This is a genomic window from Arthrobacter sp. SAFR-023, from assembly GCF_051965295.1.
In the GTDB taxonomy this organism is placed as follows: Bacteria; Actinomycetota; Actinomycetes; order Actinomycetales; family Micrococcaceae; genus Arthrobacter.
In genome coordinates, this window is the sequence record NZ_JBQCMF010000011.1 from 115,947 (window position 1) to 141,859 (window position 25,913).

A 25,913-nucleotide genomic window follows, 5' to 3' on the forward strand; every position below is an offset into this window, starting at 1 on the left:
CGAGCCAGTTGGGAAAGTCAGCTACGGCCGGGCCGGGTCCGATTCCTTCGGGCCCAGCCCGGCTTCTTTGTAGTACCCCCGGATGTGGGCGGCAACAAGCTCCGCCGCCCCGCCGCCGTCGTCCTTCCGGATGGCCGCGAGGATCTCACGGTGCTCGGCCCGCAGCCGCGAGGCGGTGGCGTCCCAGTCCGGCAGGTTCGCGGTCAGCTGCCCCGCGTAGCCCTGGATGGCCTCCCGCAGCGACCCCATCATGGCGCTCACGACGGCGTTGCCCGCGGCGTCGGCCAGGGCCAGGTGGAAGCGGACATCCATGGCAAGGAAGTCGTCGATGCCGTGGTCCTCGTCCATGTCGTCGAGCAGGGCCCCGGCGAGGTCGAGTTCGGGGGCATCCCGCCTTGCCCGGGCGGCCGCCCAGGACTCGAGCAGAACGCGGGTCTCCACGACGTCCTCCACCGGCAGGTGCTGCGTGGCCACGTGCAGCCGCAGCGCTGAGCCGAGGGCCGCCGTCGGATCCGAGATCACGACCGTTCCCGCTTCGGGCCCGGAACCCACGCCGGCCCGGACCACACCCATGGCCTCGAGGACACGGATGGCCTCGCGGACCGAGGTGCGGGAAACCCCGAGCTGTTCGGCCAGCGTCCTCTCGGCCGGAAGTCGGCCGCCGACGGCGAGCTGGCCGCCGGAGAGCTGGTCCTCGATCCACCGCAGGACAAGTTGGTGCGTGCGCATGAGCCCATGGTACTTGATGTGGTTGGACCACATGCTTTAGAGTGTGGTTAGACCACAGCGGGGAGGCTCCTGTTCAGCATCTCCCGGCATGCCCACGGAGGAAAGCCATGACCCACACCATCCAGCCGAGCAACCCCGAGACCACCCCGGCCCCGGACGCGACGGACATTCCTGCCACGCGGCCCGCCACCGGCGTCGCCGCAGCAGCCGTTCCGGCCGCCCTGAAGCGCCGCATCCCGAAGTACTCGGACCTCGCCCCGCTGATGCAGTTCAAGAAGCCCGAGTTCAGCAAGGAAGCACGGCTCAAGCGCGCCAGCACCGTCTGGGAACTGCGCGACATCGCCAAGCGCCGCACACCCCAGGCCCCGTTTGACTACACCGACGGCGCGGCGGAGGAAGAGATCACCCTGCGGCGCGCCCGCGAAGCGTTCCTGGACATCGAGTTCCGCCCGGGCATCCTGCGGAATGTGTCCAGCATCGACCTGAGCACCGACATCCTGGGCCGGTCCTCCCGGCTTCCCGTGGGCATCGCGCCCACCGGCTTCACCCGGATGATGCAGTCCGAGGGTGAATACGCGGGCTCGCAGGCCGCCGAGGCCGCCGGCATCCCCTACACGCTCTCCACCATGGGCACGGCCTCCATCGAGGACGTGGCCGCGGCGGCACCCAACGGTCGGAACTGGTTCCAGCTGTACCTCTGGACGGACCGGGACCGCTCCCTCGAACTGATCGAGCGGGCAGCCAAGGCCGGGAACGACACCCTCATGGTCACGGTGGACACCGCCGTCGCCGGCGCACGCCTGCGCGATGTCCGCAACGGCATGACCATCCCGCCGGCACTGACGCTGAAGACGGTCCTGGACGCATCCTACCGGCCGGCCTGGTGGTTCAACTTCCTCACCCACGAGCCCCTCACCTTCGCCTCGCTTTCCCGGTACACGGGCACGGTGGCCGACCTCATCAACTCGATGTTCGACCCGACCCTCACCTTCGAGGACCTGGACTGGCTGCGCGAGACCTGGAAGGGCAAGCTCGTGGTCAAGGGCATCCAGACCGTGGACGACGCCCGCAAGGTGGTGGACCACGGCGCCGACGGCATCGTGCTGTCCAACCACGGCGGCCGCCAGCTGGACCGCGCGCCCATTCCCTTCCACCTGCTCCCGGAAGTTTCCCAGGCGCTCAAGGCGGACAACAGCAAGGCCGCGGTCATGCTGGACACGGGCATCATGAGCGGTGCAGACATCATCGCCGCGCTGGCCCTCGGCGCCGACTTCACGCTCATCGGCCGCGCCTACCTGTACGGGCTCATGGCCGGCGGCCGGGCTGGCGTCGACCGCGTCCTGCAGATCCTCGAAAAGGACATGGCACGCACCATGGCGCTCCTCGGCGTCAGCAGCATTTCCGAGCTGACCCCGGACCACGTGCGGATCCTGCGCAAGTAGCCTGCTCTACTCACTGACTCGCAGTTGTTGTCGTTTTGGGGCTTCAAAACGACAACAACTGCGAGTTAGTTGGGTGCCGGGCTACTTCTTGCGGCCGAACTTGGGCAGGTTGGCCAGCAGGTCGGCGGCCTTCGTCGCGGCGCGGCCCACGGTGCGGCCGATCTGCTGCGGGACGGTGTCGTCCTGGCCGGCGGTGCCTGGGATCTGACCGCTTGGCACCTGTCCGCCGGGAACCACGACGGCGGGACTCAGCTGGCCGCTCGCCGGCCGCCCGGGTGCGTGGGTCGCGTCGTCCGCCGTGCCAGCATGTGCCGCGGCGGCTGCAGCGAAGGCGTCCGGGACGTCCGCGGAAGGGCTGCCCGCGGCGGGCGTGAGACTTCCGGTCGATGTTCCGGCTGAGGCCGCACGTGCAGTACCCGCCTGGGCATCCGCGGCCTCCTGATGTGCGGCGTCCCTTGTCGCTGCGGCGGAAGCCGCGCGTCCGACGTCGAACGTCTCCAGCCAGCTGGCCACGCCCGCCAGCGGTTTCCGATTGAGCGCGTAGTAGCGCTTCTGGCCCTGCGCGCGCATGCTCACCAGATCGGCTTCGCGGAGCACCTTTAGGTGTTTTGAGATGGTGGGCTGGCTGGCGGCGAGCTCCTCGACCAGCTCCCCCACTGCTTTGTCCCCCGCTTGGAGGGACACGAGAATGTCGCGCCGCGTTGCCTCCGCAATGACGGCAAATACGTCGTCTGTCACCATGAGACCCACCCTAGCGACATATACGCCGAATGGCATCTACTATTTCGCCCGAGGCTGGTCCGTGAAGAAACTGAGCCAACCAAACCAAGGAACCGGTCGAACCAGGGACTAGTCGAACCAGGGGTCCAGGCCATACAGCGGGAAGACTTCCTTGCGCGTGGCCATCACGGTGCGGTCGATGTCGTCGTTGGGATCGAAGCCCACCTCCCACGACCGCCACCAGACGTCGGCGTCGTCGCCCATGCTCTCCGGCGTGTCCACGCCGTAGCGCTCCTGCACGTACGTCCGCCACGCCTCCGGCACGGGGGTACGCAGCGGCACAGGACGGTTGGCAGCGATGCCGATCAGGTGGCTCCACGTCCGCGGCACCACGCCCGTGATGTGGTACCCGCCGCCGCCGGTGGCGATCCAGCGGTTCCCGCAGTACCGGGCGGCCAGGCTTGCGACGGCGGTGGCGGCCTCGCGCTGTCCGTCCACACTCACGTTCAAATGGGTCAGGGGATCTAGCCGGTGCGAGTCGCAGCCGTGCTGGCTGACGATGACCTCGGGCGCGAACGCGCCCACCAGCTGCGGGACCACGGCGTGGAACGCCCGCAGCCAGCCGGCGTCACCCGTTCCCGCAGGCAGTGCCACGTTCACCGCGCTGCCCAGGGCCTCGGGGCCGCCGATCTCGTTGGCGAAGCCGGTGCCGGGGAACAGGGACATGCCGGTTTCGTGCAGCGAGATGGTGAGGACGCGGGGGTCGTCCCAAAAGATGCTCTGCGTCCCGTCCCCGTGATGGGCGTCGACGTCGATATATGCCACCCGCTGTACACCGCCGTCGAGCAGTTTCCGGACGGCCAAAGCGGCGTCGTTGTAGACGCAGAAGCCGCTGGCCCGGTCCCGTGACGCGTGATGGAGGCCGCCGCCGAAGTTCACGGCCCGCACCGCCGATCCGTCCAGGATGGAGCTCGCCGCGAGGAGGGAGCCGCCGGCCAGGCGCGCCGCAGCCTCGTGCATCCCGGCGAACGCGGGGTCGTCCTCGGTGCCCAGCCCGTAGGACTCGTCCGCGGCGGCGGGGTTGTCGCTGGCCTGGCGCACCGCGGCCACGAAGTCGGGGCTATGCACGGTGGTGAGCTCGCCGTCGTCGGCCACGTCCGGGGCAACCAAGGTGACGTGCTTTAGGTCGAGCAGGCCCAGGCTCCCGGCCAGCCGCGCGGTCAGGTCCAGGCGCTCGGGCGCCATGGGGTGGCCCAGGCCAAAGTTGTACGCCGTCATGGCGGCGTCCCACACCACCGTCGTTGGCAGTGCGGGGAGGCTGAGTCCGGGCTGGAGTGTCATCACTCACAGGCTACCGGAGCCCCGTCTGTTCCCAAGCCCGGCCACGGCAAGGTGTTTAGTGGTTTACTACTGGAGGAAGCAGAGCCAATCGAGGAACAGCCGCACATGACCCAAAGCCAGTCGAGGTCCAAGAGCCCGGCCAGCTGGCAACCCGCAGCGCCGGAGCGTGAGGGCCTGTGGATATTCACGGGCATCCGTGACTTCATCGATGACATTGCCAACACATCGCCGGCCCGCCTTGCCCTGAGCGCCTTCGTGGTGGTCATCGTCCTCTTCACCGCTCTCCTGTCGCTGCCGGCCTCCTCAGCAACCGGTGACTTCACGCCACTCCACCAGGCCCTCTTCACCGCCGTCTCGGCCGTCTGTGTCACGGGCCTGACCGTGGTGTCCACCGCCGTGCACTGGTCCTTCTTCGGCCAACTGATCATCCTGGTCGGCATTTTCGTCGGCGGCCTCGGCACGCTGACGCTGGCCTCGCTGCTGGCCCTCATGGTGAGCAAGAAGCTGGGGGTCAGGGGCAAGCTCATCGCCCAGGAGGCCATGAACAACGCCGGCCGCCTGGGTGAGGTGGGTACGCTGCTGCGGATCGTCATCACCACCTCGGTGGTCATCGAGGCCGCCCTCGCCATCGCCCTGATCCCGCGCTTCATGGTGCTCGGCGAGCCTTTCTGGCAGTCCGTCTGGCACGGCGTCTTCTATTCGATCTCGTCCTTCAACAACGCCGGATTCACCCCGCATTCGGACGGCATCGTCCCCTACGAAACAGACCTCTGGATCCTCATCCCGCTCATGCTCGGCGTGTTCCTGGGCAGCCTCGGCTTCCCGGTCGTCATGGTGCTGCAGCAAAACGGGCTGAACTGGAAAAAGTGGAACCTCCACACGAAGCTCACCATTCAGGTCTCGTTCATCCTGCTCGCGGCCGGAACCGTGCTGTGGGCGCTCATGGAGTGGGACAACGCCCGGACCATCGGCGGCATGGATCTCGGCGACAAGATCGCGCACTCGCTCTTCGCCTCCGTCATGACGCGCTCCGGCGGCTTCAACCTGGTGGACCAGAACCAGATGGAATCCACCACCATGCTGCTCACGGACGCCCTCATGTTCGCCGGCGGCGGCTCCGCTTCAACGGCCGGCGGCATCAAGGTCACCACCATCGCCGTCATGTTCCTGGCCATCATCGCCGAAGCCCGCGGCGACGCCGACGTCAAGGTCTACGGCCGGACCATCCCGGAGGGCACCATGCGCGTGGCCATCTCCGTGATCGTGGCCGGCGCAACGCTGGTGTCCGCGTCTGCCTTCCTGCTCCTGCACATCAGCGGCGCATCCCTGGACCGGGTGCTGTTCGAAACGATCTCAGCCTTCGCCACGGTCGGCCTCAGTACAAACCTCAGCGCCGAACTGCCGCCGGAGGGCGTGTATGTGCTGTCGGCCCTGATGTTCGCAGGCCGCGTCGGCACCGTCACGCTGGCCGCTGCCCTGGCCCTGCGCCAGCGCAGCCAGCTGTACCACTACCCGGAAGAGAGGCCAATCATTGGCTAATTCGTCAGGCGCTCCCAACCGCCCCGCCCACAACGCGCCGGTACTGGTGATCGGGCTGGGCCGCTTCGGTTCCTCCACGGCCGAGCAGCTGGTCAAGCAGGGCCGTGAGGTGCTGGCCATCGAACGCGACAGGTCCCTGGTCCAGAAATGGTCACCCGTTCTGACCCATGTGGTGGAGGCGGACGCCACCAACATCGACGCGCTGCGCCAGCTGGGCGCACAGGAGTTCAGCTCGGCCGTGGTGGGTGTGGGGACGTCCATCGAGTCCTCGGTGCTCATCACCGTGAACCTGGTGGACCTGGGCATCGAGCACTTGTGGGTCAAGGCCATCACGCCCTCGCACGGCAAGATCCTCACCCGCATCGGCGCCAACCACGTCATCTACCCGGAGGCCGACGCCGGCGTCCGCGCGGCGCACCTGGTCTCCGGGCGCATGCTGGACTTCATCGAGTTCGACGACGACTTTGCGATCGTGAAGATGTATCCCCCGCGCGAAACGGTCGGTTTCACGCTGGACGAGTCCAAGGTCCGGTCCAAGTACGGTGTGACCATCGTGGGCGTGAAGTCCCCGGGCGAAGACTTTACGTACGCCCGCCCCGAGACCAAGGTGTCCGCCCGCGACATGCTGATCGTGTCCGGCCATGTGGACCTGCTGGAGCGGTTCGCCGCCCGGCCGTAGCGGCGGCGAGGCAAGTAACACGCCCGACGACGGCGCGGCCCGCCGTCGTGCCCAACGCACCACCCGCCGTCGTGAGTTTTTGTCCAGATAGTGGGCCCAAAAGGGCCTTTAGGTCGCGGTATCTGGACAAAAACTCCAATGCAAGAGGTGCGGGTGGTGGGCCCACGCCCGCAGGGTTCCCTGGCCGAGCTTGCGAGGTAAGGGGGCGGGTGGGGACTAGCCGAGCTGCTTGGTGATCTCGGCGGAGCGGTCCGCCGCGGCGCGGGCGCCCGCGGCGATGATGGCCGGCAGGCCGCGGTCATCGAACGTGGCGATGGCCCGCTCAGTGGTGCCGTTCGGGCTCGTCACGGCTTTGCGCAGGGCCGCCGGTTCGGCGCCGGGTTCCGCCAGCATGAGGCCGGCTCCCGCCACGGTTTCGCGGGCCAGCAGCAGCGCCAGCTCCCCGTCAAGGCCCAGTTCAACGCCGGCGGCGGCCATGGCCTCGGCCAGGTAGAACGCGTAAGCCGGACCGGAACCGCTGATGGCGCCGAGAGCGTCCACCTGCTCCTCCGGGATTTCAACGACGGTTCCCACCGCGCCGAGTATGTCTTTCGCCCGCTGGAGCTGCTCCGGCGAGCAGTGGGTGCCCGCAGACACCGAGACCACGCCGCGGCCAAGCTTCGCCGGAGTGTTGGGCATCGTCCTGATCACCGGCTGGCCCGCGGGCAGGGCAGCTTCGAGCTGGGCGATGGAAACGGCCGCAGCAACGCTGATGACGATCGTGTCCGGGGAAAGTGAGCCACTGACTTCGCGGGCCAGTTCGGCGATCCCCACGGGCTTCACGCCGAGAATCACGATGCCGGCCCCCTTTGCCGCCTGCTTGTTGTTGTCGGGTTCTTCGCTGCCGGCGATGGCCGTGATGCCGGAGTGCCGTTCGGCCAGCTCGGCAGCCCGTTCCGCGCGCCGGACGGTGGCCACGATCTCCATGGGATCCGTGCCGCTCTCCAGCAGGCCGCCCAGGATGGCCTCGTTCATTGATCCACAGCCAAGAAATGCGATTCGGTTGCTCATTGCTCCATCATTGCAGTTCATCGTGCCGGATGCAGGCCGGGGGCTATTCACAGGAAGCTCACATGTTGGTTGAAGCATTCACACACCTTCGGCCCCTAACTTGGGTAATACCTCATTGAGGGTGCGAGTGATGAAGCAAGCATGGGGATGCTTGTCAGGCACCGACGGACTGCAGCGGTTTTGCCCATTTTTCTGCAGCAGGCCGTCGGTGTCTTTGCTTTAAACCCGTGCGCTTTGCAATCCCGCCCGGCGGCTGGCGGATTCCCAGCCTGCTTTCAGGTAACTCCCCCAGAACACCCATACTCCCCCGTTAGAGTAGGAAACGCCTCACAGGTGCGAGTGATGGAGCCGGTTCCTTCGGGACCGGCGCGGCGCCGGTCGGTTGCAGAAGAGTTCCCCCCAGCTTCTTCTGCGTAACCGGCTGGCGCTTACTCGTTTAAAGCGGCCGGCGAAGGCGGCGGTGGCGAGGCGAACCCTAGAGCGCAGGCAGCGCGGAGGCCCGCTGGACGCCCACGTGCGGTGCAGGTTCAAGCGGGCCGTCGACGACCAGCTGGTCGAGCCGGCGGAGGATGAGGCCCTCGCGCAGCGCCCAAGGGCATATCTTGATCTTCTTGTACTCAAAGAGCTCCATGGCCGCTTCGGCCACCAGCGCACCGGCGAGCAGCTGGTTGGCGCGGGCCTCGGAGACGCCCGGCAGGTGCAGCCGGTCTTCGGTCTTCATGGCAGAAATGCGCTGCGCCCAGATGCCGAGGTCCGTGCGGTTGAGGTCGCGCTTCACATACGGGCCGGCGTCGCTGGGTGCGGCCCCGGCAATCCGCGCCAGGGAGCGGAAGGTCTTCGAGGTGCCGGCCAGGACGTTCGCCCTCCCCACCTCGTTGAAGTTGCGCACCACCGGTTTGAGGGTGGCCCTGATGTAGCGGCGCAGTTCCTTGACACTCTTCGCGGAGGGCGGATCCTCGTGCAGCCAGTCCCGGGTCAGCCGGCTCGCGCCGAGGGGCACGGAGGTTGCCAGTTCCGGCAATTCATCCTGGCCCAGGGCCATTTCGAAGGAACCGCCGCCAATGTCGAAGTTTAGGACGGTGCCGGCTCCCCAGCCATACCAGCGGCGGACGGCGAAGAACGTCATGGACGCCTCCTCGCTGCCCGTGAGTTCCTGCAGCGTCACTGTGGTTTCGTGCTTCACCCGCGCCAGCACCGCGGGTCCGTTGGTGGCCTCGCGAATGGCTGACGTACAGAAAGCCAGCAGGTCATCGGCCTTGTGGCGCGCCGCGAACTCCCAGGCCTCGAGCACGAACTCCGTGAGCTCATGCTGGCCGGCGTCGGTGATGTTGCCGTCCCCGTCGAGGTACTGCACCAGCGAGAGGGGTCGCTTGTGCGAGGCGAAAGGCACAGGCCGCGCGCCGGGGTGGGCATCCACCAGCAGGAGGTGGACAGTGTTTGAACCGATATCGAGGACGCCTAGCCGCATCCTGCCATTATTCCTCCCGCCGGCGCAGCGGACGCAACCTGGCGCTTACATTGCGGGCTTTGGTGCGCGGACGGCCGCGCGGGGTTACTCGCCCTCGAGGCCCGCCGGGTTGGGGTCCACTTCATCGGCGCGCTTGAAGTCGCGCTTGATGTTGGCGATGCCCTCGGGATTGATCTCGAAGCCGTAGGCCGCACCCGGATTGATGACCATTCCCAGCTCATCGCCGATGTTGGCGATGATGGCCGCGCCCTGCGTGCCCAGCACGTTCGGAGCGGCCTCCAGGTACTGGGAATCAACCCGGCTGGGGTGCGAGAACACCGCAAGGACAGGCTGCCCGTCGGCATTGCCCAGCACCAGCGGCTCCACCTGGGAATCCTCGCCCTCGAGAGCGTCGGAACTGATGATGTAGACCTCGTTGTTGAGGAAAGACAGGATGACGTCCACCGGATCGGCGTCCGGCTGGCCGCCCAGGGCCAGCTTCTCCTCAAGGTCGTTCAGCGGCGTGGTGTCTGCGGGTTCCGGCTGTTCAGTCATGCATCTACTCGACCACGTTGCACGGCACGGCGCAATTCCCGCAGGTCCGACTACTTTTTCGCTGTGGCCTTCTTCGCCGGGGCCTTGCGCGTGGTGGTGCGCTTGACCGGGCCCTTGGCCCGCTTTTCGGCAAGGAGTTCGACGGCGCGTTCCCGGGTCAGTTCCTCCAGCGACGTGTCGCGGGGCACGGTGATGTTGGTGATGCCGTCGGTGATGTACGGACCGAAGCGGCCCTCCTTCACCACGATGTTCTTCTCCGACACCGGGTCCGGACCGAACTCGGCCAGCGGCGGCACGGCCGCGCGGGCACCGCGCTGCTTGGGCTGGGAGTAGATCTCCAGTGCCTGCTCCAGCGTGATGGTGAAGATCTCCTCTTCCGAGCCGATGGACCGGGAGTCCGTGCCCTTCTTCAGGTACGGGCCGAAGCGGCCGTTCTGCACCGTGATCGGATTGCCCTCGGCGTCCTCGCCGAGCACCCGGGGAAGGCTCATGAGCTGCAGCGCCTCGTCCAGGGTGACAGCGTCCACGGTCATGGACTTGAACAGCGAGCCGGTGCGCGGTTTGGCCTTGACGGGCTTCTTCGGCGGCTTCGGCTTGCCGTTCTTGTAGTACTCCACGGGCTGGTTGGCCAGCTGTTCCTCGGTCATCTCCGGGATGATCTCGGTGACGTAGGCGCCGTACCTGCCGTTCTTGGCAACAACCGTGTGGCCGGTGTGGGGATCGGCGCCCAGGACCCGTTCCTCAGGGGCGGCCGTTTCCATGAGCTCCACTGCCTTCTGCGCAGTGAGCTCATCCGGAGCGAGGTCTTCCGGCACGTTGGCGCGGGCGGACTCCACCACTTCGCCGGTCTTGGGGTCGACCGTGGGCAGCGAGCTCTCCAGGTACGGACCGAACTTGCCGACGCGCAGCGTGATGCCCTCCGCGATGGGCACGGAGTTGATCTCGCGGGCGTCGATCTCGCCCAGGTTGTTCACGATGCTCAGCAGGCCGGGGTCGGCGTCTTCACCGTAGTAGAAGTGCTTGAGCCAGGCAGCACCGGCGGCCTGGCCGTTGGCGATCTTGTCCAGGTCGCCTTCCATGTCGGCCGTGAACTCGTAGTCCACATAGTCCGTGAAGTGCTGCTCAAGGAGCCGCACCACGGAGAACGCGATCCAGCTCGGCACCAGCGCCGAGCCCTGCTTCCGCACGTAGCCGCGGTCCTGGATGGTGGAGATGGTGGAGGCATAGGTGGACGGGCGCCCGATGCCCTTCTTTTCCAGCTCGGCGGTCAGGGAAGCTTCCGTGTAGCGCGGCGGCGGCGAGGTCTCGTGGCCGACGGCGATGATCTCCGAGGCGGTCAGGCCGTCACCCTTGGCGACGTTCGGAAGGCGGCGGGCCTCGTCGGAGTCGTCGTCGCCGCGGCTTTCGTCCTTGCCCTCTTCATAGGCGGCCAGGAAGCCGGGGAACGTGATCACCGTACCGGAGGCGGAGAACTCGGCGTCGCGGCCGTCGGCGGCCACTGCGCCCAGCCGGATGGTGGCGGTGGATCCCTTGGCGTCACCCATCTGGGAGGCGACGGTGCGCTTCCAGATCAGCTCATACAGGCGGAATTCGTCGCCGCTGAGCTGCTTGGCCACCTGGGCCGGAGTGCGGAACGAGTCACCGGCGGGACGGATGGCCTCGTGGGCCTCCTGCGCGTTGGCGGCCTTGCTGGTGTAGACGCGGGGCGACTGCGGAACGTACTCGGGACCGTACAGCTCGGCAGCCTGGCGGCGCGCGGCCGTGACGGCCTCGTCGCTCAGCGCCGAGGAGTCCGTACGCATATAGGTGATGTAGCCGTTCTCATACAGCCGCTGGGCGATCTGCATGGTGCTCTTGGACGAGAACCGCAGCTTGCGGCCGGCCTCCTGCTGCAGCGTGGAGGTGGTGAAGGGCGCGGCGGGTCGGCGCGTGTACGGCTTGGTGTCCACCGAGCGGACCCGGAAGTCCGCGTCCTGCAGGGCGGCGGCCAGCGAGGTGGCGAGTTCCTCGTTGAGGTGCGCAACATTGCGCGAGGTGAGTTCGCCGTCGTCGCTAAAGTCCCGGCCGGTGGCAACCTTGGCGCCGTCAACGGCGGCGAGTTTCGCTTTGAACGAGCCGGCGTCGGCACCGAACTGCCCGGTCAGGTCCCAGTAGGACGCGGACCTGAACGCCATCCGCTCGCGTTCGCGGTCCACCACCATGCGCGTGACCACGGACTGCACGCGGCCGGCGGACAGTCCGCGCGCCACCTTGCGCCACAGCACCGGGGAGATCTCGTAGCCGTAGAGGCGGTCAAGGATGCGGCGGGTTTCCTGCGCATCAACCAATGCGGCGTCGACGTCGCGGAGGTTGTCCATGGCGCGGTGGATGGCTTCCTTGGTGATTTCACCGAAGGTCATCCGGTACACGGGAACCTTGGGCTTCAGGACCTCCAGGAGGTGCCACGCGATGGCTTCGCCCTCGCGGTCCCCATCGGTTGCGAGATAGAGCGCGTCGGCGTCTTTGAGCTGGGCCTTGAGCTCGGCCACCTTCTTCTTCTTGTCCGGGGACACCACGTAATACGGCTTGAAGTCGTTTTCGACGTCGACGGCGAACTTGCCCAGGGAGGTTTTCTTCAGGTCCGCGGGGAGCTCGGACGGCTGCGGCAGGTCGCGGATGTGACCGATGGAGGCCTCAACGATGAAGCCCTCGCCCAGGTACTTGGCGATGGTCTTGCTCTTGGCCGGAGACTCCACGATCACGAGTTTCTTGCCGGTTTTGGCCTTGCTTGGCACAGTGCTCCTACAGAAAAAGGTTGCTCGGGCAGATCAGCCCATACTGGCCTAGTTCACCATATTTTGCAGAATTCTGCGCTGTCATGTGGAAAACGGTGGCCCCCGTCACGGCCGCCGCAGCCTGCCGCCCGGTCGGGTCCCCGCCGGCCGGCACAGGCCCGTCCGCCGCGCCCGTCAGGTGCTGCCCTGGCCGCCGGAGGCACCCGGCAGGGGACGGTCGTCCGGAATCATCGACCACATGGTGGCGATCCGCTCGGCGCCCGGCGGAATGCAGTTAGGATCCTCCAGCTCGTAGTCCCGGAGCAGCTCAAAGACCCTTTCCGTCAGTTCACTGCACTGCTCGGCGGTCAAATAGAGAAGGTTGTTGGCGAGCAGCACGGCCGACGCCGGCTCGGCGGACTCGCCGCGTTTGCGCTGTTCGTCACGGGCCCGGGCATAGGAACTGGCGCGGCGCCGGAATGCGTCCAGTTCGAGGTCGATCACCGCGAAGTCCGGACCGGCCACCGCCCCGCCGGAGTTGATCGCAAAGTCCGTGCCCGCCGCCTTCCACCGGCGTTCGCGGGCGTCCGCAGACGCCTCGGCCGGGACCACGATGCCCCACTTCTGCAGTGCCCGCAGGTGGTAGCTCATCGCGCTGGGGGTGAGCCCGGTCTGCTGGGCAAGTTCCGTGGCGGTGCGGCTGGACTGGGTGGAGTACAGCTCGGAGATGACCTCCAGGCGGGCGGCATGGGCCAGGGCCCGGATCGCCTTGGGGTCGGTGATTTCCACCTTCTTTTCCGGCCGGTTCCTGCGGCGCGGCGCGGCTTCCGGCGCCGGTCCCGGGGACGGCGTGTCAGTACTCACTTCATCAGTTTACGCAGCACCAGGAAGTTCTGAAAGAAATGCTTGATATCCACGGTCCATGGCCGGCCCGGCTTGCCCCGGAAATACTAAGCATGCTTTGCTTACATGCGTAAACAGACCTCCCGCAAGCAGTTCGCGGCGGGGCCGCCGACGTTGGCAGCCCCGTGAGAAGCCCAAAGGATGACCATGATTACCCTCAACGAAGACGCTTTGCTGGCTGCAGCCCGGCCCGCCGGAGAACCGACAGGCGCCAGCCTGGACGCGGGCGCGGCCACCGACAGCCTGCCGGCGGCAACTGGCATCCCGCGGCACTGCCGGCGGTCCATGAAGCGTCTGGATCAGGAATTCTCCCTGGAAATGGCGATCAGGGTGGAAGGCCAGCGCCTCATCCGCTCCATGAAAGCCGTGGGCACCGCCGACGCCGTGACCTACCGGTGCATGTGCGGCTTCACCATTGACGTCCCTGCTCCCGGGATGGGCCGCGCCCTGATTAACTGACAGCGCCTCCACGCTCCCAGCGCGAAGAGTCCAGCGCGAACGGACAGTTGCGGCCCCGGATCCGGTGGGATCCGGGGCCGTAGCTGTCCGTTCGCGCTATGGGGGCCGGCGTCAGTCCGGAGAAGCGGGCAGCAGGAATCCGTCCCCAACCAGATTGGCCACTTCGGTGAGCAGACCAGCCCGGAACGTCTCGCCGTCGAACCCTTCCGCTCCTCCCAGCAGCGCTTCAAGGGCGCCGATAATCTGCCCGGCGGTCAGGTCGCCGTCGCACGCGGAGACAAAGCCCGCCAGTTCGGTGCTCAGCAGGTTGGTGCGGCGGAGGCCGGCTCCCTGGCGCAGCAGGATGACGCCGGGGTGTTCCGCGCCGGGGCGCTGGTGGCGCTCCTCGGTGACGTCCTCGGCCACAAGAAGGTGGGCCGCGGACACGTCGTGCTCCGCCAGCCAGTCGGCCCGTTCCACCGCTGCTGCCAGGTGGGGGCCGACGGGCTGTTCTATCGGATAGGTGATCTCCTCGAACCGGCGGATCCGCCGTTCACCGGCCGGCCGGCGCAGGAAGACCATGCCGAAGCCGATCCCGCCGACATTCCGCGACGCGAAGTCCGCCAGGTACGCGGCATAGGCCTCCTGGTAGTGCCGGCGGTCCCGGGTTTCGGAGGCGTCCTGCAGCCAGGTCTCGGCGTACTGCTCCGGCCCCAACTGTTCGCGCTGGATGAACCAGGCGTCCGTGTCCGGACCGGCCCAGCTTTGCGGCCGCTCATCCCATGCCGAGCCGTCCGGGATTTCCCAGTTACCCAAAAGCTGGGCCGTTCCGCCCGGGGCGAGCACCTCGGGCAGGGAGCGGACGAGCGACGCGACGATGTCGTCCCCCGGCAGGCCGCCGTCGCGGTAGGTGAACTGGTCCGCCGCGGCCTCCCCCGCAGTGCGCGGCGTAATGACGAAGGGCGGATTGGACACGACGAGGTCAAAGACCTCGCCGGCAACAGGCTCGAGGAGCGATCCGATCCGCAGGCTCACCCGCTCCTCCGGCCGTGCCGGATCAATGGCCAGGGCTTCTGCGTTGAGCAGGAGGTTGAAGCGCGTGAATGCGAGGGCGCGCTCCGAGATGTCAGTGGCCGTGACGTGGCCGCTGTGCTGCAGGAGATGGAAGGTCTGGATGCCGCAGCCGGTGCCCAGATCCAGCGCTCTATCGGCAGGGCGGCGGATGGTGGTCTGGACAAGGGTAGTGGATGCCTGCCCGATGCCCAGGACGTGGTCGTGCCGGAGGACGCCGGGCCGCTGGTGCGCGGCGAGGTCGCTGGCCACCCAGATTTCGACGCCGCCGTTCGCGCCCGACTCCCAACCGTACGGCCGCAGGTCCGCTTCGGCGGCCACCTCGGTCCCGGTGGTTTTCGCCAGGCCAAGAGCCACCAGGCCCTCGGCGCGCGTCCGCGGCAGCGCGGCGTCGAGCACCTCCGCTTCCTGCGGAACGGCCAGAAGCCAGAAACGCACGACGGCGGCCAGCGCCGCGGTGGCCGGCTCGCCGTCGGCTGCTGCTTCAGTCGCGATCAGTGCCGGGATGAGCTGGTCCCGGTTCAGGGCCGCGTACGCCGAGTCCCCCAGCAGATCCGCCACACCCTCGAGGGTGTAGCCCACTGCGCGGAGGTCCGAGGCCAGCGCCTGCAGGAGATCGGGCAGGTCGCTTCGCGGTGCGTCGGGGGTGTTGCCGGTGGTGAAGTGCATTGGTTCGGTCACCGGCCAAGTCTATTTCCCGGCCATGGCTGTGTGCCGGTCATGCCCTTCCGGCTCCGCCGGGCGCAGCGGTCCGAGGACCCTGGCACGGCGCGTGGTGCCGCGTTATTGTCCCCGCCTGACTATTGTCGGCGCCTGAAGCTACAGTTGGGCCATGCTCGGAACCCAGGCAGTGGCGGCCGATCCCGATTGGCTGCGATACGCGGCGGCATTCGCACCACTGCTGGCCGCCGTCATTGCCGGCTGGATCGCCTGGCGCACGCTCGCCCAGCGCCGCGAGGCGGACCGGCGGGACCAGTGGTGGAAGCGCACCCAGTGGGCCATCGGCCTTGCGATGGACCGGGATTTCAGCAGGGCCATCGTGGGCCTCGTCGCACTGAAGCACCTAGCGGCCAGCGATCTGTGCACCGACGAGGACTACGAGATGCTGGACAAGATCGGCGGCGCCAAGATCGATGCCCTAACCCTGTCCGGCGAGAGCGCCAGGCGCGAGGCCGCGAAACCCCCACCCGCGGAACCGCAGCGGCCCGAACCGCCCCCGCACCACGAGACTGCAGTGCCGACCGGCTCGGGGCATCGCACGGTCATCCCCGTGACCCTGGAGTCCCGGGGCGAACGGGTAATGGTGACCTCGGGGGGCATGGCCAAAGTCCTGACCGAGGCAGACAGACTTGTCTCTTTTGTGGCCTTGCAGCGGAGCGGGAGGAGAGGACCGGAATCCGGCGGCACCGCAAACCGGTAAGTTTGAAGTCATGCCTGACCGTTCTCCTCTGATTTCCAGTGCCCTGGGCGGGGCGGCCGCCTCCGCCGTCATACTGCTGGCAACTGTTGCCTGCTCCCCCGTGGTGTCGATCGAAAATGCCGATGTTCCGCAGTGGCGGGCCACCGCCCTGCCCTCCGACGGCCAGGCAGTGCTGGAGGACTCCGGCAAGATCCTCAACCGGGACCGGATCATCCAGACGGCGGCCAGCGTCCCGGCGGGCGAGTACACACTGACCATTACCTGCGACGGCGGCGGGAAGGCGTTCTTCGCGGTGACGCTCGCGGGCAAGGAGCTGGCGGAAGCCGGAGCGGCCTGCAACGGCAGCAGAGAAACCGCGGATATCAGGGTACCGAAGGCCGGGCGGATGGAAATCAGCGCCTCCAGCGTGGACGCCCCGCTCCTGTACGCCTACCATCTGGTTCCAGCGCGCTAATCCGGGCCGCAATCGGCAGCGGGCCGCACGGACCCGCCGCTCCGGGACAGCCCGGCATAATTTGCTCCGCCGAGGATTGCCATCTGTACCGGCGCCTCCGGCAGGCCTAAAGTCGGGGTATGCCCACGGTGCGGATGGCCTCCGCGCATCGTTTCCCGGGGCGGGCGCAACGCACGCTTTGGCTGCGGGCGCCGGCAGCCGCCGTCGTGCTTTTCTTTGTGCTGGTTGCCACCGTCCTGGGCGGCTGTGAATACAGCTATGATGACGGCCGCGGCGAACTTCCAGAGGCCCCTGTGGTGACCGATCCCGTGTTGCCCCGGGACCCGCTGGAGAACGTGCCGGTGTCGGGCGAGGAGCTCACCGAATGGGCGAAGGAAGTCATGCCTGACGCCGAGGGACAGGTTTTCAAGACGAACTACGGCAGCGTTGAGAGGGGACACAGCAAGACGGAATCCACCGGCCAGCTGCCGAGCGGCACGTACTCCCTTACCCTCGCCTGCCGGAGCAAGCGGCGGGTCTCATTCACTGTCCGCGACTCCGAGTTCGCCCTGGTTGACCTGAGCCTCCGTTGCGGCTCGTCCCGCGTCAATGTGGTGCACCTGTCCAAGGACTCCGTGCTTCGGGTGACGGTGGAGGTGCGATCGGACGCCAATTTCGCCTACCGGATCAGCCGGATCTGATGCAACGGCTTTAGCCGTCCCGGCAGTTCAGGCCGCGCAGCCGTCCGGGCAGCGCAGCGTCTCGGGGTTGGCCGCGCACGCGGCGCAGTAAAGGGTGAGCGTGCGGCAGCTCGGGTTCGAGCAGTTCTCGAACTTGCTCGTGGGCGTCTGGCACCGGACGCACTCGCCGATGGTCTTGGCATCCTCACTGAATTCGAGGTGCATGCGTTTGTCGAAGACGTACAAGGAGCCTTCCCAGAGGCCCTGGTCCTTGAACTTTTCACCGTAGCGCACGATGCCGCCGTCCAGCTGGTACACCTCTTTAAAGCCGCGGTTCACCATGAGGCTGGACAGCACCTCGCAGCGGATGCCTCCGGTGCAGTACGTGACGACGGGCTGGTCCTTGAGATGGTCGTACTTGCCGGAGTCGAGCTCGGTGATGAAGTCGTGGGTGGTGGCGACGTCAGGGACAACGGCGTCCTTGAACTTGCCGATCTGTGCTTCAAAGGCGTTGCGGCCGTCAAAGAACACGACGTCCTGGCCGCTGGCCTTCCTCGCGTCGACGAGTTCGTGGAGTTCCTCGGGCAGCAGATGCGTCCCGCCTCCCACGACGCCGTTATCGTCCACCTTCAGTTCGCCGGGCGCACCGAACGAGACAATTTCATCGCGGACCTTGACGCTCAGGCGGGGGAAGTCCTCCGCACCGCCGTCGGACCACTTGACGTCGATACCGTGGAAGCCCCGGTATTCACGGGTGGTTTTCACGTACTGCTTGACGGCCCCGATCTCCCCGCCGACGGTGGCGTTGATGCCGTCCTTGGAGATGAGGATCCGTCCGGTCAGGCCGAGCTTTTCGCATAGGGCACGCTGCCAGAGCCGAACAGCGTCCGGGTCTGCGAGGGGAGTAAAGCCGTAAAAGAGTACGATTCGGTTCAAAGCCACGTATTTAAGGGTACTTGGTGGCCGCCGGGGACGGATTCGGACCCGGGAAGAGCGTCCTATCACAATTGCATAAGCAAGCGCCCAAGCCCTGTTGCTTATGACAGCGCTGGAATACTCTCATCACATGACGCCAGAAGCCATGGTTGGAGACATCACTCATCTGCTTGAAGTCTGGGTAGCCGGTTGGGCTGGTTGCCGGGGCTATGAGACGCGCACCGAGGGACGGTTCCCCGCCGCCCTGCGTGCGGACACGACCGGGGACTGGGAGTACTTCGCTTCTGACCCGACGGACGCCGAGTTCGCGGACCTGGCGGCGAAGACTGCCGAGGCCCCTCAGCGGGTCCTGACCATCCTGACCAATGATGTGGGGCGCTACAAGCTCCTGGCTGAACGATACAACCTCAACGCCACGTCAGCGTCCCAGACCATGATGGTAGTGGACATGGAAACGCAGGATTCCGAGGACCCGTGGCTCTCGGACGACGACCTGTCCCTGAAGACGTGGGAGTCCGATGGCGTCCACTTTGCCGAAGTACGGTCCGGCGACACGCTGGCCGTGAGCGGCCGCGTGGTGGTCATCAACGGCACCGCGGTGTTCGACAAGATCGTCACCGAACCCTCCTTCCAGCGCCGGGGCCTGGGCAGCTTCATCATGAAGGCGCTGGCGGCGCAGGCGTTTTCGCACGATGTGGAGGACGGTCTTCTGCTGGCATCCCTGGACGGGCAGAAGCTGTATTCACATCTGGGCTGGTCCTCGGTGTGCCACGTCCTGATGCTCTCCGCCTCCGATGAGGGCTCCGACCTCTCCGTGGTCTGACCCTCCCCACTGCCGGTTCACTGTTCTGCGCCGTTGCACTGTTCTGTGCAGGCGATTTTTGCGCGGATGAAACAATGTTGGGGTGAACCCCCATGACTCGCTGATTCCGTTGCTGGGCCGCGGCCCGGACCCGGAGCAGCTACGGCACGTGCGGACCATCTCGGCCCGCAACGCCGTGCATGAACCGTGGCCGGCCTGGGCACACCCGGACCTTGTCGCAGCCTACGGCAAACTCGGCATCCACCAGCCCTACCGGCATCAGATCCGGGCGGCGGACATTGCCCACGGCGGCGGACACGTGGTGATTGCAACCGGGACGGCGTCCGGGAAATCCCTGGCCTACCAGCTGCCGGCGCTGGATGCGATCCACCGGTCCGAACTACGTGTCCTGTCGGACCCCGGAAAAATCCACGACGATGGCGCAGTGACGCTCTACCTATCCCCCACCAAGGCGCTGGCTGCTGACCAGCTCGCGGCCATCCGGTCCCTGAATCTGCCCACCGTCCGGGCTGAAACCTACGACGGCGACACCGATCAGGCCTCCCGCCGCTGGATCCGCGACCACGCCAACTTCATTCTGGCCAACCCCGACATGCTGCACTTCGGCATCCTGCCGAACCATGCCTGGTGGGCGGGGTTCTTCCGCCGCCTGCGCTACGTGATCGTGGACGAGGCGCACAGCTACCGTGGTGTCTTCGGCTCCCATGTGGCCAACCTGATGCGCCGGCTGCGCCGTATCTGCGCTTACTACGCGGCCGATGGCAGCTCCGCCGGACCGGTGTTCATTGCGGCGTCCGCCACCGCTTCCGAACCGGAAAAGTCCTTTGGCCGGCTCATTGGCGCCGGCGTCCAGGCAGTATCGGAAGACTCATCGCCGCACGGGTCCACGACGGTGGCGTTCTGGGAACCCGCGCTCAGCGAGGTGCGCGGCGAAAACGGGGCGAAGGAACGCCGGACGGCAGTGGCCGAGACCGCCGACCTTCTCGCCAACCTTGTCTCGTCCCGGATCCGGACCATCGCTTTCATCAAATCCCGGCGCGGCGCCGAAACCATCTCTTCCATCACCAAGCGGCTCCTGGACGAAGTCGACCCAAGCCTGCCGCAACGCGTGGCGGCCTACCGTTCCGGATACCTCCCGGAGGAACGCCGCGCCTTGGAAAGGGCGCTGCGGACCGGGCAGTTGCTGGGCATTTCGAGTACTTCCGCCCTCGAACTGGGCATCGACATCTCAGGGCTCGACGCAGTGCTCGTGGCCGGTTGGCCCGGCACCAGGGCGTCCCTTTTCCAGCAGATCGGCCGGGCGGGCCGTGCCGGACAGGACGCCATCGCCGCCTTCGTGGCCAGCGATGATCCGCTGGACACCTACCTTGTCAACCATCCGGAAGCCATCTTCGATGTGTCCGTTGAGGCGACTGTCATTGATCCGTCCAACCCCTATGTTTTGGGGCCGCACCTCTGTGCCGCCGCCGCTGAGCTCCCGCTCGGCGTGGCCGAGCTGCCGCTGTTCGGCGCCACAGCAGAGAAACTCCTTGGGCAGCTGGTAGCCCAGGGATATCTGCGGCGGCGCCCGGCCGGCTGGTTCTGGACCCACCCGCAGAGCGCGGCCGCCATGGTGAACCTGCGGGCCGACGGCGGCGGGCCGGTGAGCATCGTGGATGCCGACACGGGTTCGCTGCTGGGAACCATGGATTCGCCGCAGACGCACTACCAGGCGCACACGGGGGCCGTGTACGTCCATCAGGGCGCCAGCTATGTGGTGGAGGACCTGGACGAGGACGATCACTGCGTGGTTGTACGGCGGGCCAACCCCGACTACTACACGACTGCCCGGGACATCACGCAGATCGAGGTGCTCGAGACCCAACGGACGGAGCAGTGGGGCGATGTCGCCGTGCACTTCGGGGACGTCAAGGTCACAACGCAAGTAGTTTCCTTTCAGCGGAAGGCCCTGATTTCCAATGAAGTCCTGGGCGAGGAACCCCTCGAACTGGGAGCCAGGGACCTGTTTACGAAGGCCGTGTGGTTTGTGGTGGAGAACCGGTCACTCACAGGCGCCGGCCTTATCGAAGCGCAGTTCCCCGGAGCCCTCCACGCGGCCGAGCACGCCGCCATCGGCCTGCTGCCACTGGTTGCCTCGAGCGACCGCTGGGACATCGGCGGGGTTTCGACCGCAATCCATGCCGACACCGGTGTGCCGACGATTTTCGTGTACGACGGGCACCCCGGCGGCGCTGGCTTTGCCGAGCGGGGCTTCGAGAAAGCCAAAGTGTGGCTCTCGGCCACGCGGGACGCGATCGAGGCCTGCGAGTGCGAATCAGGTTGCCCTTCCTGCGTGCAGTCTCCCAAATGCGGGAACAAGAACAACCCGTTGGACAAGGACGCCGCCGTCACGCTGATCGATGTCCTGCTGAAAGACGCGCGTGACGCGGCAGCTCCAGAGGATTCCTGGGCGGACGCGGCGGCGCCGAACGCGGTCTAGGGAACGAACGGTCCAGGGAAACAAACACTGTCCGGGCGACGAACGGCGGCTAAGTTAGGGCGGCGGTCCCGCCCTGGCGCGGCCGGTGGCGACGCCCAGGACGGGCCCGGCAGGCAGCTCGGTGCTGACTTCGACAGACTGGTCGCCTCCCGCGGTGCAGCTGGTGAGCGTTGCCTTGTGGCGGGCAGCCACCTCGGCCGCCACGAGGCAGGGCTCCCCGGCTGAAACACCCCGGAGCGCGTCAGCCGCGGCCAACGCGGCGAGGTCGGCCGCCGCGGCTGCCTTGGATGCCGCTGCCGACGCCTGCGCCAGCAGGAGGAGCAGGGACATGACCATGACAAGCACCATGCCGAGCCCCGCGGCCAGCACAGTGCCCGATCCGCGTTCGGACCCGACTCCCGGCACCGGATTCCTATGCTGGCCGAGGGGCTGTTTGCGCCGCCGGTTCATAGGGGCCGCCCGACAGGAAGGCCGTATCCAAGCTCGGCCGGCACCGCCCGCACCAGCTGCACGGTTCTCGGAGCCGTTTCCGGAGCCGGAGCCGATGATGCCGTTTCGCTGCGCGCCTCGGCCCTGGCGGACAGCGTCCACGGCACCATCCGGCCCACAGGCCCCGCCGCCCGGTCGGAGACTGTGACGCTCATCCATTCGCCGCCGGGCACGACGGCCAACGACGCCGAAGGGCCGGCCAGCTTCCGGACAATACCGTCGACGGCGGCGGGGTCCTCCCCTCTGGCGAGTGCCCTGGCAGCGGCCCGGGCCGCATCCTCCAGCCGCAGCTGGGTGATCCCCGCCGCAGACCCCGCCAGCAGCATCGCCAGAAGCAGCAGGACCGCCGGAAGAGCCACCGCAAACTCAGCGGTCACCGCGCCGCGGCTGTTCCCGTGATCGCTCTCAGCGCCGGGGGCCTTCCCCTGTCCGCGGCTGCCGGCCTCATCTCCGGTTGCGTTCCTGTGCTGCCGGCAGGACACAAGTCCGGCCGCCTGCGGGGTCTGCGGAGCGGGTGTCACGGCAGGGCCAGCGCCGTACGGATCAGGTTGAGCAGGAAGCCACGGACTTCGTCGCTTCGCAGGATAAACACGAGGATCCCGGCGAAGCCTACCGCCGCCAGCGTGGCGATGGCATATTCGGCAGTCGCCATGCCGGCCTCCGAGCCCAAGAAACGCCCGCGTGGCCGTGGCTTCACCCGCGGCGCCATGCTGGCTCCCGGGTAGATCTCCAGCACATCGGCTTCTTCGGAGTCCTGGCGCAAGGGCCGGGCGGCTTCACCCGTGCTGTGGTGGTTGAGGGACATGAAATTTCCTTTCTGGAGTCCCGGCGGGTTGCCGGTGCATTCGACTCTCCCGTCCGCCGCCGGGACCGGTAAGGGTTGACCTTTCCTAAGTGGAAAAGCGACCGGATCGGCCGCATGTGGAGGGAGAGTACCGGTGGATCCGCGGTGGCCGCACGGGCAGTCTGCACGCGCGGCAACGTCGACATTCGAGAGGGCGGTAATGCATGGCAGCGCTACGCACGTGGCAGTGCAAAAGGCTTGTGGCGTCAGTTCCGACTGCGGAAGAATGTGCCAGTCCCGCGGGACGATGTGGCGCGAAGCAATATGCGAGCGCCCGCGGGACGCGCGGGCGCAGGCGACAGCGGCGCGGTCTCACGCACCAACCGGGCTTCGCTGCGTGAAAAGCCTCAGCTTCCTGAGTGGACTCAGCCGCCCGATGGCATCAGTGCGAGCAGCACTGGAACGACTCCGAGGCATATGAACGCCGGCAGCGAACAAAGCCCCAGCGGCACCACCAGCTTGACTCCAAGGGAGGCCGCGCGCTTCTCCGCGGCCCGGAAGCCTTCCCGCCTCATTCTGGCCGCCTGGGCATAAAGGATGGACGACGACGGCGCACCAGTCAGCGCGGCGAAGCCCAAGGCGTCGCGCAGGGCCAGTATCTCCGGCGAGCGCACGTCTGTACTCCGCCATGCCGTCTCCCAGTCGGCACCAATGGCCATGGCCCCCACGACCGGCCGCAGGGTGCGGCCGAACTCAGGTGCGGCCGCAGCGGCCACCAGTTCCAAGGCTCGTCCGATACCCGCACCTGCATGGAGCATGGCGGCAATCAGCTCGAGCATCATGGCAATATCCCGCAATCCCGGGGACTGCCCTGCGCGCTCTTGGGGATCCTCCTCCCCATCTGCAATACCGTTGCCCGCCGCATCGCCGCGTTGGCGGAGGAGCCCTGATCTCCCGTGAACGGTTCGGCTGAAAGCGAGGCCCGCGGCGGCAGCCAGTGCCAGGGAGACAAGGGCAGCAGCCAGAACCGATCCGCTCATTGCACAGTTCCGGTCATGCAGCGGATGCCCGGCTGTCGGGTGATCATGACGCAGCCTCGCCGGCCGCTGCCCGGACGAGCCTCGCGGACCAAATGCGGCCAGCAGCGGTCAGTCCTATCCCCGCAACCAGCGCAGCCATCCCGAACGGCGTGCCCAGCAACATCGCCAGCGGGTCCACGCCCAGGCAGACACCCAGTCCCAGTCCCAGCAGAGGGAGCCAGGTGAGCAGTGCCACCGTCGCCTTCGGTCCGGCGAGCGCCGTCTGCCGGGCTGCTTCAGCGTCGTCTTCCACCTCCAGCTGGGCCGCAAAGCGCGTCAGGACGTCAGCCAGTGGACAGCCGCTGGCGGCCGCTATGTCGAAGCAGGCTGCCAACTCAGCCCATATCCGCGACTCTCGGCCTCCGGCTCCAGGCCGCGAGGGCGAACTTGCTGACCGTATTGCGTCCGCCACCGGCGCTCCCCGCAGGGCCGCTCCCCGGGCGGCTGACAGTGCGGCTGCCGAGCCGGGGCTGAGCCGTGGCTGGCGGGCGTCGTCACCTGCAGACCCCTGCTCCACGTAAAGCCGCCACAGTTCGTCCCACAGGCGAGAAGGAGACCGGCCGCCCTTCAGCAGGGCAGCCAGCTGCTGAACCACAACCGTCAGGGACACGGTTGACTCCCTGCGGCGGCCCCGGGCGAGGCCGAAACCGCCCCGGCCCGTCGTGACGGGCCTACCGCCGCGGCGAACACCGCCGCCGGTTGCGCCACCCAGGCCGAAGGCGCTGCGTGCCCGCCGAAGTGGCCCACGCGCAGGGCTCAGGATCAGCCACGCGGCAAGCGCAAGGACACCCACAAAGACCCCGGTCATGCTGCACCGGGGACGGAGTCGCGGGCCAGGCCGGCAACGGGGACGGCGCCTGCCTCAGGAGCCAGAGCCGGATCCAGGGCTAAGCCTGGATCGAGGGCCAGGCGCTGGGCAAGGACCTCCCACGCAGGCCCGGGAACTGGCCTGCCGGCTGAAACGTCCAAGGCCACGGCGACGTCGAGGCCACCCGGCCGCTCGGCCAGGACGCCGATGCACGCTACGTAGCGTCCGCGCCTCGACCGGGCCACATGCACCACCACGTCAAGGGCGCTGGCAACCTGCAGCCGGACCGCATCCTGCCCAAGCCCGGCCAGGGCTCCGAGAGCCGTGAGCCGGGCCGGAACCGCACCTGCGGCGTTGGCGTGGATGGTGCCGCCACCTCCTGTGTGGCCCGTGTTCATGGCCGTCAGTAGTTCGCGCACCTCGGCACCCCGGCACTCTCCCACGATCAGGCGGTCCGGCCGCATCCTCAGGGCCTGGCGAACCAGTTCCCCGAGGTCCACGGCGCCGCCTCCCTCGAGGTTGCCGTGCCGCGACTCCAGGGAAACCACGTGCGGGTGCACCGGATTCAACTCCGAGGCGTCCTCAATCAGGACCAGCCGCTCCCCGGGATGGCAGAGCCCCAGCAAGGTGGACAGGAGGGTCGTTTTTCCGGAGCCGGTGGCTCCGCTGACCAAGAAGCTCAGCCGCTGCTCCACCATCCGTTCCAGTACGCATTGAACCAGGGGCCCAAACATGCCCCCGTCCCGGAGCTCGTCCACGGTGAAGACCTGTTCCCGCCGGATCCTGATGCTGAGCAGCGTCCCCGCCGCCGAGATGGGCGGCAGGACGGCATGGACCCGGTAGCCGCCTTCAAGCCGCACATCCACGCACGGCGATCCGTCGTCGAGCCGCCTGCCGCCCGATGCCACCAGCCTGGCGGCAAGAGCCCTGAGCTGGGCCTCCCCTGCGAAGGTCACGGTTGTCCGTTCGATGCCGCGGCCCCTGTCCAGCCAGACGGAGTCCGGGGCGTTCACGAAGATGTCCGTGACCGTCGGGTCCCGGACCAGGTGCTGCAGCGGCCCGAGGCCATTGAGCTCAGCGCTGATGCGTTCAGCGGCGGCGAGGGAGCCGGCTGTGCCGAGCAGTTTCCCGGTGGCCTGCACCGCGGCCGCCACCCGTGACGGAGTCACTGGCCCGGCGTCGGCCATGACCGACTCGCGGACCGTCTCGAGAAGCCCTGCATCCAAGACCCGGGTGGCACGACGGCGCCCGGCTGCCTCCGCGGCACGGGAAGCCGATGCACCACGAAGCCCGGGGGCGGCACGCCCGCCATCGG

The 25,913-nt window shown here is 67.4% G+C and carries 25 protein-coding genes; 9 read left to right on the plus strand and 16 right to left on the minus strand.

From position 1 onward, the window contains the following. Window positions 1-21 precede the first annotated feature (21 nt). Window positions 22-729: a FadR/GntR family transcriptional regulator gene (locus tag ACTHQX_RS13340; protein WP_440157722.1), complete on the minus strand. Its 708-nt coding sequence runs from the start codon at window positions 727-729 to the stop codon at window positions 22-24. 107 nt (window positions 730-836) lie between these two features. Here ACTHQX_RS13340 and ACTHQX_RS13345 point away from each other — a divergent pair, with 107 nt between their 5' ends. Beyond that, on the plus strand, window positions 837-2,171 hold the full coding sequence (locus ACTHQX_RS13345) for an alpha-hydroxy acid oxidase (protein ID WP_440157721.1): 1,335 nt from the start codon (window positions 837-839) through the stop codon (window positions 2,169-2,171). Between the two features lie 81 nt (window positions 2,172-2,252). On the opposite strand, the gene ACTHQX_RS13350 is transcribed toward ACTHQX_RS13345, so the two are convergent. Together ACTHQX_RS13350 and ACTHQX_RS13355 are read right to left on the minus strand one after the other, a co-directional pair. After that, window positions 2,253-2,912, minus strand: coding sequence for an ArsR/SmtB family transcription factor (locus ACTHQX_RS13350; protein WP_440157720.1), 660 nt, complete (start codon window positions 2,910-2,912; stop codon window positions 2,253-2,255). A gap of 108 nt (window positions 2,913-3,020) precedes the next feature. Continuing rightward, entirely contained in the window at window positions 3,021-4,232 is a 1,212-nt protein-coding gene (locus ACTHQX_RS13355) for an acetoin utilization protein AcuC (protein WP_440157719.1), read from the minus strand. Between the two features lie 105 nt (window positions 4,233-4,337). On the opposite strand from ACTHQX_RS13355, the gene ACTHQX_RS13360 reads away from it, so the two are divergent. After that, a complete protein-coding gene (locus ACTHQX_RS13360) occupies window positions 4,338-5,771 on the plus strand; it encodes a TrkH family potassium uptake protein (protein WP_440157718.1) in 1,434 nt (477 codons plus the stop codon). Next, window positions 5,764-6,450 carry a potassium channel family protein gene (locus tag ACTHQX_RS13365; protein ID WP_003797805.1) on the plus strand — a complete coding sequence of 229 codons (687 nt, stop codon included), beginning with the start codon at window positions 5,764-5,766 and terminating at the stop codon, window positions 6,448-6,450. Before ACTHQX_RS13360 ends, ACTHQX_RS13365 begins: the two co-directional genes overlap by 8 nt. Window positions 6,451-6,666: 216 nt before the next feature. Here ACTHQX_RS13365 and proC read toward each other — a convergent pair whose 3' ends face one another. The 5 genes from proC to ACTHQX_RS13390 form a co-directional block, all read right to left on the minus strand. After that, on the minus strand, window positions 6,667-7,500 hold the full coding sequence (gene proC / locus ACTHQX_RS13370) for a pyrroline-5-carboxylate reductase (protein ID WP_440157717.1): 834 nt from the start codon (window positions 7,498-7,500) through the stop codon (window positions 6,667-6,669). Window positions 7,501-7,975: 475 nt separating this feature from the next. Continuing rightward, window positions 7,976-8,968, minus strand: a complete 993-nt coding sequence (locus tag ACTHQX_RS13375; protein WP_440157716.1) for a Ppx/GppA phosphatase family protein — start codon at window positions 8,966-8,968, stop codon at window positions 7,976-7,978. Window positions 8,969-9,052: 84 nt separating this feature from the next. Further along, a complete protein-coding gene (locus ACTHQX_RS13380; RefSeq protein ID WP_236805040.1) occupies window positions 9,053-9,502 on the minus strand; it encodes an SseB family protein in 450 nt (149 codons plus the stop codon). Window positions 9,503-9,552: 50 nt separating this feature from the next. Then, a complete protein-coding gene (gene topA, locus ACTHQX_RS13385) occupies window positions 9,553-12,276 on the minus strand; it encodes a type I DNA topoisomerase (RefSeq protein ID WP_440157715.1) in 2,724 nt (907 codons plus the stop codon). A 174-nt stretch (window positions 12,277-12,450) separates the two neighbouring features. Next, window positions 12,451-13,119, minus strand: a complete 669-nt coding sequence (locus ACTHQX_RS13390) for an ArsR/SmtB family transcription factor (RefSeq protein ID WP_236805042.1) — start codon at window positions 13,117-13,119, stop codon at window positions 12,451-12,453. A gap of 186 nt (window positions 13,120-13,305) precedes the next feature. Between ACTHQX_RS13390 and ACTHQX_RS13395 the strand changes: the two genes are divergently transcribed. Further along, a complete protein-coding gene (locus ACTHQX_RS13395; RefSeq protein WP_236805043.1) occupies window positions 13,306-13,617 on the plus strand; it encodes a hypothetical protein in 312 nt (103 codons plus the stop codon). Window positions 13,618-13,728: 111 nt separating this feature from the next. Here ACTHQX_RS13395 and ACTHQX_RS13400 read toward each other — a convergent pair whose 3' ends face one another. Next, entirely contained in the window at window positions 13,729-15,336 is a 1,608-nt protein-coding gene (locus ACTHQX_RS13400) for a DUF7059 domain-containing protein (RefSeq protein ID WP_440157787.1), read from the minus strand. Between the two features lie 163 nt (window positions 15,337-15,499). Here ACTHQX_RS13400 and ACTHQX_RS13405 point away from each other — a divergent pair, with 163 nt between their 5' ends. The 3 genes from ACTHQX_RS13405 (at window position 15,500) to ACTHQX_RS13415 (ending at window position 17,221) form a co-directional block, all read left to right on the plus strand. Beyond that, a complete protein-coding gene (locus tag ACTHQX_RS13405) occupies window positions 15,500-16,087 on the plus strand; it encodes a hypothetical protein (RefSeq protein WP_236805044.1) in 588 nt (195 codons plus the stop codon). A 10-nt stretch (window positions 16,088-16,097) separates the two neighbouring features. Further along, window positions 16,098-16,541 (plus strand): hypothetical protein, encoded by a 444-nt coding sequence (locus ACTHQX_RS13410; protein WP_440157714.1) that lies wholly within the window; start codon window positions 16,098-16,100, stop codon window positions 16,539-16,541. Between the two features lie 119 nt (window positions 16,542-16,660). Further along, on the plus strand, window positions 16,661-17,221 hold the full coding sequence (locus ACTHQX_RS13415; RefSeq protein WP_440157713.1) for a hypothetical protein: 561 nt from the start codon (window positions 16,661-16,663) through the stop codon (window positions 17,219-17,221). A gap of 27 nt (window positions 17,222-17,248) precedes the next feature. On the opposite strand, the gene trhO is transcribed toward ACTHQX_RS13415, so the two are convergent. Further along, window positions 17,249-18,142 carry an oxygen-dependent tRNA uridine(34) hydroxylase TrhO gene (gene trhO / locus ACTHQX_RS13420; RefSeq protein ID WP_236805047.1) on the minus strand — a complete coding sequence of 298 codons (894 nt, stop codon included), beginning with the start codon at window positions 18,140-18,142 and terminating at the stop codon, window positions 17,249-17,251. A 124-nt stretch (window positions 18,143-18,266) separates the two neighbouring features. Here trhO and ACTHQX_RS13425 point away from each other — a divergent pair, with 124 nt between their 5' ends. Further along, window positions 18,267-18,959, plus strand: a complete 693-nt coding sequence (locus tag ACTHQX_RS13425) for a GNAT family N-acetyltransferase (RefSeq protein WP_440157712.1) — start codon at window positions 18,267-18,269, stop codon at window positions 18,957-18,959. 82 nt (window positions 18,960-19,041) lie between these two features. After that, window positions 19,042-21,438 carry a DEAD/DEAH box helicase gene (locus ACTHQX_RS13430; protein ID WP_440157711.1) on the plus strand — a complete coding sequence of 799 codons (2,397 nt, stop codon included), beginning with the start codon at window positions 19,042-19,044 and terminating at the stop codon, window positions 21,436-21,438. Window positions 21,439-21,492: 54 nt separating this feature from the next. Here ACTHQX_RS13430 and ACTHQX_RS13435 read toward each other — a convergent pair whose 3' ends face one another. The 6 genes from ACTHQX_RS13435 to ACTHQX_RS13460 form a co-directional block, all read right to left on the minus strand. Further along, on the minus strand, window positions 21,493-21,843 hold the full coding sequence (locus tag ACTHQX_RS13435; protein ID WP_440157710.1) for an Rv3654c family TadE-like protein: 351 nt from the start codon (window positions 21,841-21,843) through the stop codon (window positions 21,493-21,495). A 41-nt stretch (window positions 21,844-21,884) separates the two neighbouring features. Continuing rightward, window positions 21,885-22,304, minus strand: coding sequence for a TadE family type IV pilus minor pilin (locus tag ACTHQX_RS13440; protein ID WP_440157709.1), 420 nt, complete (start codon window positions 22,302-22,304; stop codon window positions 21,885-21,887). Between the two features lie 140 nt (window positions 22,305-22,444). Continuing rightward, window positions 22,445-22,732, minus strand: a complete 288-nt coding sequence (locus ACTHQX_RS13445) for a DUF4244 domain-containing protein (protein WP_236805052.1) — start codon at window positions 22,730-22,732, stop codon at window positions 22,445-22,447. Between the two features lie 404 nt (window positions 22,733-23,136). Beyond that, window positions 23,137-23,751, minus strand: a complete 615-nt coding sequence (locus ACTHQX_RS13450; protein ID WP_440157708.1) for a type II secretion system F family protein — start codon at window positions 23,749-23,751, stop codon at window positions 23,137-23,139. A gap of 43 nt (window positions 23,752-23,794) precedes the next feature. Continuing rightward, complete coding sequence (locus ACTHQX_RS13455) at window positions 23,795-24,400, minus strand: hypothetical protein (protein WP_440157707.1); 606 nt, start codon at window positions 24,398-24,400, stop codon at window positions 23,795-23,797. A 194-nt stretch (window positions 24,401-24,594) separates the two neighbouring features. Beyond that, entirely contained in the window at window positions 24,595-25,824 is a 1,230-nt protein-coding gene (locus ACTHQX_RS13460) for a TadA family conjugal transfer-associated ATPase (protein WP_440157786.1), read from the minus strand. Window positions 25,825-25,913: the final 89 nt, after the last annotated feature.